6 protein-coding genes are annotated in these 6,997 nt (G+C 65.4%); 3 read left to right on the top strand and 3 right to left on the bottom strand.

From position 1 onward, the window contains the following. Both PHD22_RS08515 and PHD22_RS08510 read right to left on the bottom strand, forming a co-directional pair. Positions 1-800, bottom strand: an 800-nt coding sequence (locus PHD22_RS08515) for an ABC transporter permease (RefSeq protein WP_299865061.1), incomplete at its 3' end; no start/stop codon positions are given. A 90-nt stretch (positions 801-890) separates the two neighbouring features. Further along, positions 891-2,057: a M20 aminoacylase family protein gene (locus tag PHD22_RS08510; protein WP_299865058.1), complete on the bottom strand. Its 1,167-nt coding sequence runs from the start codon at positions 2,055-2,057 to the stop codon at positions 891-893. A 60-nt stretch (positions 2,058-2,117) separates the two neighbouring features. Between PHD22_RS08510 and PHD22_RS08505 the strand changes: the two genes are divergently transcribed. Genes PHD22_RS08505 through PHD22_RS08495 form a run of 3 tightly spaced genes read left to right on the top strand, consistent with a single transcriptional unit; the run spans position 2,118 to position 5,104 of the window. Next, positions 2,118-3,038, top strand: coding sequence for a histone deacetylase (locus PHD22_RS08505; RefSeq protein ID WP_299865055.1), 921 nt, complete (start codon positions 2,118-2,120; stop codon positions 3,036-3,038). Positions 3,039-3,061: 23 nt separating this feature from the next. Next, positions 3,062-3,913, top strand: a complete 852-nt coding sequence (locus PHD22_RS08500; protein ID WP_299865053.1) for a MoxR family ATPase — start codon at positions 3,062-3,064, stop codon at positions 3,911-3,913. A gap of 12 nt (positions 3,914-3,925) precedes the next feature. Next, positions 3,926-5,104, top strand: coding sequence for a VWA domain-containing protein (locus PHD22_RS08495; RefSeq protein ID WP_299865050.1), 1,179 nt, complete (start codon positions 3,926-3,928; stop codon positions 5,102-5,104). A 72-nt stretch (positions 5,105-5,176) separates the two neighbouring features. Here the strand turns inward: PHD22_RS08495 and PHD22_RS08490 are convergent, their stop codons facing one another. Beyond that, entirely contained in the window at positions 5,177-6,973 is a 1,797-nt protein-coding gene (locus PHD22_RS08490; RefSeq protein ID WP_299865047.1) for an acyl-CoA dehydrogenase, read from the bottom strand. Between the last annotated feature and the right edge of the window lie 24 nt (positions 6,974-6,997).

Here is a 6,997-nt window from a genome sequence, read left to right as displayed (position 1 = left end):
GCGAAACGCAGGAACCGCTCGGTGCGGTCGGGCAGGGTGCGCACCTCGGGGCGGGCGTTGTCCACGGTCTCCAGTCGCTCCCCCCGCTGGAGCCGGGGGGTGGCCCAGCCTTGGAAGCGGGTCACGACTTCCGGCGCGCCGGCCAGGTGCAGACGGTAGAAGGCCCGGCTGCCAGGCTGGATCAGCTGGCTGGCGGGCAGGTCGCGGGCATTGAAGACCGCCCGGGGCAACAGGCTGAAGAAGTTGGCTCCCCGGTCCGTCTCGAAACTCAGCACCCCCGCGACCCGGAACTGGGATGCGCCCACCTGTACGCGCTCGCCCACCTGCGCCCCCAGGGCGCTGGTCAGACGCTCATCGAGCCACAGCTCCCCGGGCGCGGGGATGCCGGCTGCGGGTGCATCCGGCAGGTTGAGACCGGGGGCGATGCGCATGCTCCCACGCAGGGGGTGCCCGTCCTCCACCACCTTAACGCCGGCCAGCTGGGCATCCTCTCCCTTGCTCACCATGCTGGTGAAGGTGGTGCTGATCACCGAGCGCAGGCCCAGGCGCGTCGCCTCCTCGCGATAGGCGGGATCCAGCGGATGGTCCGCCACCAGCACGAGGTCCCCCCCCAGCAGCTGGTTGGCCTCCCGCCCCAGCCCCTGGGCCACCCGGTCGGTGAAAAAACCCACGCTGGTCAGGGCGGCCACAGCGATGACCAGGGCGACGATCAACAGGCCAAGTTCGCCGGCCCGCAGGTCACGGCGCAGCATGCGCAGGGAAAAAAGCATTGAAGTCAGGAAGAAGGAAGCGGAGTCCATCCTGGGACCACGGAACGGTACCGGGGTTCAGACGGGCACATGAAGCGCCCGGCCAGCGTGGGCCCCGGAGGGCAGTGGATGAACGCGCAGCTAGGGGTTCAGCCAGCGCTGCACCAGGGTCACCCAGTAGGCCACGCCGTAGGGAATGGCCTCATCGTTGAAGTCGTAGTGGGGATTGTGCAGGGTGCAGCCCCCCTCCCCTGGGCCATTGCCGAGCCAGATGTAGCAGCCGGGCTTTTCCTGGAGAAAGTAAGCGAAGTCCTCGGCCCCCATGCTGGGCTTGGGATCGATCTGCACGTGGCCCTCGCCGCACACTTCGGCCGCCACCCGGGCACAGAACTCGGCTTCGGGGACCGTGTTGATGGTGGGAGGATAGCCGCGCCGGTAGTCGAAACGCACATTGGCGCCGAACGCCGCACCGACACCGGCGCACACCCGCTGCATGCTGTCCTCGACCAGGGACTCGGTCTCCGGACGGAAGGCCCGCACGGTGCCCCCGATGCGGGCGCTGTCGGGAATCACATTGTAGGCATCTCCCGCGTGGAACTGGGTGATGGAGAGCACCGCCGCATCCAGGGGATCCTTGGTGCGGCTCACCACCGACTGGAGCGCCTGGACCAGGGTCGCCCCCGCCAGTACCGGGTCGATCCCCTGGTGCGGCATGGCCGCATGGGCCCCGTGGCCCTTGATCTCGATGTCGAAGCGGTCGGCACAGGCCATCACCGGACCCCGGTGTACGGCGATGTGGCCCACGGGCAGACCGGGCCAGTTGTGGAGGCCGAAAATGGCGTCCATCGGGAAGCGTTCAAAGAGGCCATCGGCAATCATCTCGGGGGCACCGCCTTCCCCTTCTTCCGCCGGCTGGAACACGAAGTACACCGTCCCGTCAAAATCCGGGCTGCGGGCCAGGGCCGCTGCCGCGCCCAGCAGCATCGCCGTGTGGCCGTCGTGGCCACAGGCGTGCATCCGGCCGGGGATCTTGGAGTGATGGGTAAAATCGTTCTTTTCCTGGATCGGCAGCGCGTCCATGTCGGCCCGCAGGCCGATGGCCCGAGAGCCGGTGCCGGCCCTCAGCACGCCCACGACACCGGTCTTGCCGATCCCGGTGTGGGTTTCGATGCCCAGGGTACGCAAACGCTCGGCAACGATCCCGGCGGTGCGATGTTCCTCGAAGGCAAGTTCCGGATGGGCGTGAATGTCGCGGCGGATCGCGGTGATGTCCGCTTGATCGGCCCGCAGGGTCTCTAGAAGGTGCATGATGCGTCCCGGTGTCCGGCCCCAGGCCGTGGCAGGAAATGATAACAGTCCGAGCTCCCGATGAAACTCTTCTACGCCGACCACTTCGTACTCCCCCTGCCCGAAGGGCACCGCTTTCCGATGGAAAAATACGCCCGCCTGCGGGAACGTCTGCTCCGCTCCGGGGCCTTTGGACCCGGTGACTTCCAGGTCCCCGATGCGGCCACCGACAGCGAGATCCTGCGCGCCCATGAAGCGGGCTACCTGCAGCGGGTGATCCGCGGCACCCTCGACAAGGACGAGATCCGCCGCATCGGCTTCCCCTGGTCGGAGGCCATGGTGGAGCGCTCCCGGCGTTCGGCCGGAGCCACTCTGGCGGCCTGCCGCGCCGCCCTGGAGGAAGGCTGCGCGGCCAATCTGGCCGGGGGCACCCACCATGCCTTCCGGGATCGCGGGGAAGGCTTCTGTGTCTTCAACGACGCGGCCATCGCCGCGCTGGCCATGCGGGCGGAGGGGCGCGTCGAGCGGGTCGCGATCATCGACTGCGACGTGCATCAGGGCAATGGCACCGCGGCAATCCTGGCCCAGCGCCCCGACGTGTTCACCTTCAGCATCCACGGGGCCAGAAACTATCCCTTCGACAAGGAAAGCAGCGATCTGGACATCGAACTGCCCGACGGCACCAGCGACGACACCTACCTCACCGCCCTGCAGGCCGCGCTGGGCGTGGTGTTTGCCCGGGGACGGCCAGATCTGGTGATCTACCTGGCGGGGGCGGACCCCTACGAGGACGACCGCCTCGGCCGCCTGAAGCTGACCAAGCGCGGTCTGCTGGAACGGGATACCCTGGTCTTCGAGAAGGCAAGGAAACGCGGACTGCCCATCGCCATCGCGATGGCCGGCGGCTACGCCCGCCAGATCGACGATACGGTGGAGATCCACGCAAACACCGTGTGCTCGGCAGCACGCCACTTCCGTGCACGTCAATCGTCACCGCTATAATCCCCCAGAACCCCACACCAAGGATGGAACCCATGCGTTTCGAAGGCTCCGACAACTACGTCGCCACTCCCGATCTGATGCTGGCCGTCAATGCGGCCATCCGCCTGCAGCGTCCGCTGCTCATCAAGGGAGAACCAGGTACCGGCAAGACCCTGCTGGCGGAGGAAGTGGCTGCTGCCCTGGGCATGCCGCTGCTGCAGTGGCACATCAAGTCCACCACCAAGGCCCAGCAGGGCCTGTACGAATACGATGCCGTTTCCCGTCTCCGGGACTCCCAGCTGGGCGATGACAAGGTCAAGGACATCTCCAACTACATCGTTCAGGGCCCCCTGTGGCAAGCCTTCGAATCCGACACTCCGACGGTGGTGCTGATCGACGAGATCGACAAGGCGGACGTGGAATTCCCCAACGATCTCCTGCGGGAACTGGACCGCATGGAGTTCTACGTTTACGAGACCCGGCAGCTGGTGAAAGCGAAGCATCGCCCCATCGTCTTCATCACCTCCAACAACGAGAAGGAATTGCCCGACGCCTTCCTGCGCCGCTGCTTCTTCCATTACATCAAGTTCCCGGACCGGGACACGATGCAGCAGATCGTCGACGTGCACGTCCCGGGGATCAAGCAGGCGCTCCTCAAAGAAGCGCTGGAAGTCTTCTTCGGGCTGCGGGACGTTCCCGGCCTCAAGAAAAAACCATCCACTTCCGAGCTGATCGACTGGCTCAAGCTGCTGGTGGCCGAGGAGATCCCCGTCGAGGCCCTGCGCTCGCCGGACCAGAAGGCCAGCATCCCCCCCCTGCACGGCGCCCTGCTCAAGAACGAGCAGGACATGCACCTCTTCGAGCGCCTGGTGTTCATGGCCCAGCGCAACCGCTGAACCCCCGCCATCATGCTGATCGACTTCTTCCTGCATCTGAAGGCCCGCAAGCTGCCGGTGTCCACCAAGGAATTCCTGACCCTCCTGGAGGCCCTCCAGGCTGGGCTGGCCGGCCACAGCATGGAGGATTTCTACTTCCTGGCCCGCAGTTGCCTGGTCAAGGATGAAGCCCGTTTCGACCGCTTCGATCAGGCCTTCGGCGAATATTTCAAGGGCGTCCAGTCCATTCCCGGACTTGAGGTGGACCTCCCCGAGGAGTGGCTCAAGGCCATGCTGCAGAAGCACCTGACGCCGGAGGAAAAGGCCAGGCTCGAGAAGCTCGGCTGGGACAAGCTGATGGAAGAATTCAAGAAACGCCTTCAGGAGCAGAAGGGACGACATCAGGGCGGCAGCAAGTGGGTGGGTACCGGTGGCACGTCTCCCTTCGGCAACAGCGGCTATCACCCGGAAGGCATCCGGGTGGGCGGAGAATCTGCCGGCAACCGGACCGCGGTGAAGGTGTGGGAGCAGCGGGAATACCGCAACCTGGACGACTCGGTGGAGATCGGCACCCGCAACATCAAGGTCGCCCTGCGTCGCCTGCGCCGCTTTGCCCGCCAGGGGGCGCCGGACGAACTGGACCTGGAAGGCACCATCGCCGCCACCGCCCGCAATGCGGGCTACCTGGACCTGCTGATGCGCCCCGAGCGCCATAACGCGGTCAAGGTGCTGATCTTCTTCGATGTGGGCGGCTCCATGGACGATCACGTCAAGGTGTGCGAGGAGCTGTTCTCCGCCTGCCGCACCGAGTTCAAGCACCTGGAGTATTTCTATTTCCACAACTGCGTCTACGACCACGTCTGGCGCGACAGCCACCGCCGCCACTCGGAGCGCACCCCGACCCTCGACGTGATCCACAAGTATGGCCCGGAATACAAGCTGATCTTCGTGGGCGACGCCACCATGAGCCCCTACGAGATCCTCCAGCCGAACGGCTCCATCGAGTACAGCAATACCGAAGCCGGCGCCGTCTGGCTGCGCCGCCTGGCCGACGCCTACCCTTCCCTGGCCTGGCTCAACCCGGAAGCGGAGCGGAGCTGGAGTTACCGCCAGTCCATCGGCATCATCCGCGAGATCCTGGCAGAGCGGATGTTCCCGATGACCCTGGAGGGACTGACCCGGGCCATCACCCACCTGTCCCGCAAGCGCTGAGTTTTCCGGCACCTGCAACAACAAGGGGGCCCGAAGGCCCCCTTGTTCATCCTGAAGACGGAGATCCGCGGATCAGAACTGTGCCTCGCTGAGCGCCAGCGCGCCCGCAGCACCGTTGACCACCGAATAGGCCAGACCCGGGGCCTGGGACAGCACGTGGTCGGCATAGAAACGGGAGGTGGTGATCTTGGCCTGGTAGAAGGCGGCGTCACCGGAACCCTCGGCCAGACGACGGGCGGAAATCAGTGCAGCCCGGGCCATCTGCCAGCCACCGGCCACGATGCCGAACAGCTTGAGATAGGGAACGGACCCCACGGAGGCCGCCTTGATGTCCTTGCCAAAGGTGGCCGCAATGTACTCCACGGCCTCCTCCAGCGCGGTCACGCCAGCAGACAGGGACTTGCGGATCGCCGCAAACTCCTCGCCAGCCGCCTCGGCCAGCTGGGCCTCGACCTTGCGCATCTCGGCAATCACCAGCTTGGCGGTGGCGCCCCCATCCCGGGCGGTCTTGCGACCGATCAGGTCGTTGGCCTGGATCGCGGTGGTGCCTTCGTAAATCGCGGTGATGCGGGCATCCCGGAAGTGCTGGGCGGCACCGGTCTCCTCAATGAAGCCCATGCCCCCATGCACCTGCACGCCGGTGGAGGTGATCTCGATGGACGCTTCAGTCAACCAGCCCTTGATGATCGGGATCATCAGGTCTACGAAGGCCTGGCTGGAGGCACGTACAGCCTCGTCCGGCGAGTGGTGGGCGAAGTCGGTGGCAGCGGCGACCACATAGGTCAGGGCGCGCTGAGCCTCGATCTGGGATTTCATGGACATCAGCATGCGACGCACATCTGCGTGATGCAGGATGCTGACCTTGGGACCGCCCCGCACGCCAGCCTCGGTGCCCTGGATGCGATCCTTGGCATAGGCGAGGGCCTGCTGATAGGCCCGGTCGGACAGGGCCAGGCCTTCGAGACCAACGGCAAAGCGGGCCTCGTTCATCATGATGAACATGTATTCCAGGCCGCGGTTCAGCTCGCCCACCAGATAGCCGGTGGCGCCGCCCTTGTCGCCAAAGGCCAGTACGGCCGTCGGGCTGGCATGGATGCCCAGCTTGTGCTCGATGGAAACGCAGTGCACGTCGTTACGCGCACCCGGGGAACCGTCGGCATTGAGGATGAACTTGGGCACAACGAAGAGGGAGATGCCCTTGACACCCTCGGGGGCATCCGGCAGGCGGGCCAGCACCAGATGGACGATGTTGTCCGTCATGTCGTGCTCGCCGTAAGTAATGAAGATCTTCTGGCCAAAGATCTGGTAGGAACCATCCTCCTGGGGCACGGCACGGGTCCGTACCGCCGCCAGGTCGGAGCCGGCCTGGGGCTCGGTCAGGTTCATGGTGCCGGTCCATTGGCCGCTGATCATCTTCTCCAGGTAGGCCGCCTTCTGTTCAGGCGTACCACACAGCTTGATGGCCTCGATGGCCCCATTGGTCAGCATCGGGCACAGGGAGAAGGCCATGTTGGCCGCCTGCCACATCTCGACCACCGCGGTGGAGAGGGTCTTGGGAAGGCCCTGCCCCCCGAACTCGGGATCGGCCGCCAGGGCGGTCCAGCCTGCTTCACAGAACTGCTTGTAGGCTTCCTTCCAGCCGGGAGCAGTACGCACCTCGCCGTCGTTCCAGGTGGCACCTTCCTGGTCACCGGTCCAGTTGAGGGGAGCCAGCACACCGCTGGCAAACTTGTTGGCTTCTTCAAGGACGGCATCCACCAGATCCGGAGTAGCCTCCTCACAGCCCGGCAGGGCTGCCACGGCGTCCAGATCCGCCAGTTCGCGCAGGACGAACTGCATGTCACGAAGGGGTGCGGTATAGCTGCTCATCGGTTTTTCTCCACGTATGTTGTT

This window comes from Zoogloea sp., assembly GCF_028693495.1.
GTDB lineage: Bacteria > Pseudomonadota > Gammaproteobacteria > Burkholderiales > Rhodocyclaceae > Zoogloea.
The sequence above is the reverse complement of the archived record's forward strand: the minus strand, read 5'-3'. Positions and strand labels throughout refer to the sequence as shown.

Excerpts from the sequence above, each read along its gene's own strand:
- PHD22_RS08510 (WP_299865058.1), bottom strand. The coding sequence starts at position 2,057 with ATGCACCTTCTAGAGACCCTGCGGGCCGATCAAGCGGACATCACCGCG.
- PHD22_RS08505 (WP_299865055.1), top strand. The coding sequence starts at position 2,118 with ATGAAACTCTTCTACGCCGACCACTTCGTACTCCCCCTGCCCGAAGGG.
- PHD22_RS08500 (WP_299865053.1), top strand. The coding sequence starts at position 3,062 with ATGGAACCCATGCGTTTCGAAGGCTCCGACAACTACGTCGCCACTCCC.
- PHD22_RS08495 (WP_299865050.1), top strand. The coding sequence starts at position 3,926 with ATGCTGATCGACTTCTTCCTGCATCTGAAGGCCCGCAAGCTGCCGGTG.
- PHD22_RS08490 (WP_299865047.1), bottom strand. The coding sequence starts at position 6,973 with ATGAGCAGCTATACCGCACCCCTTCGTGACATGCAGTTCGTCCTGCGC.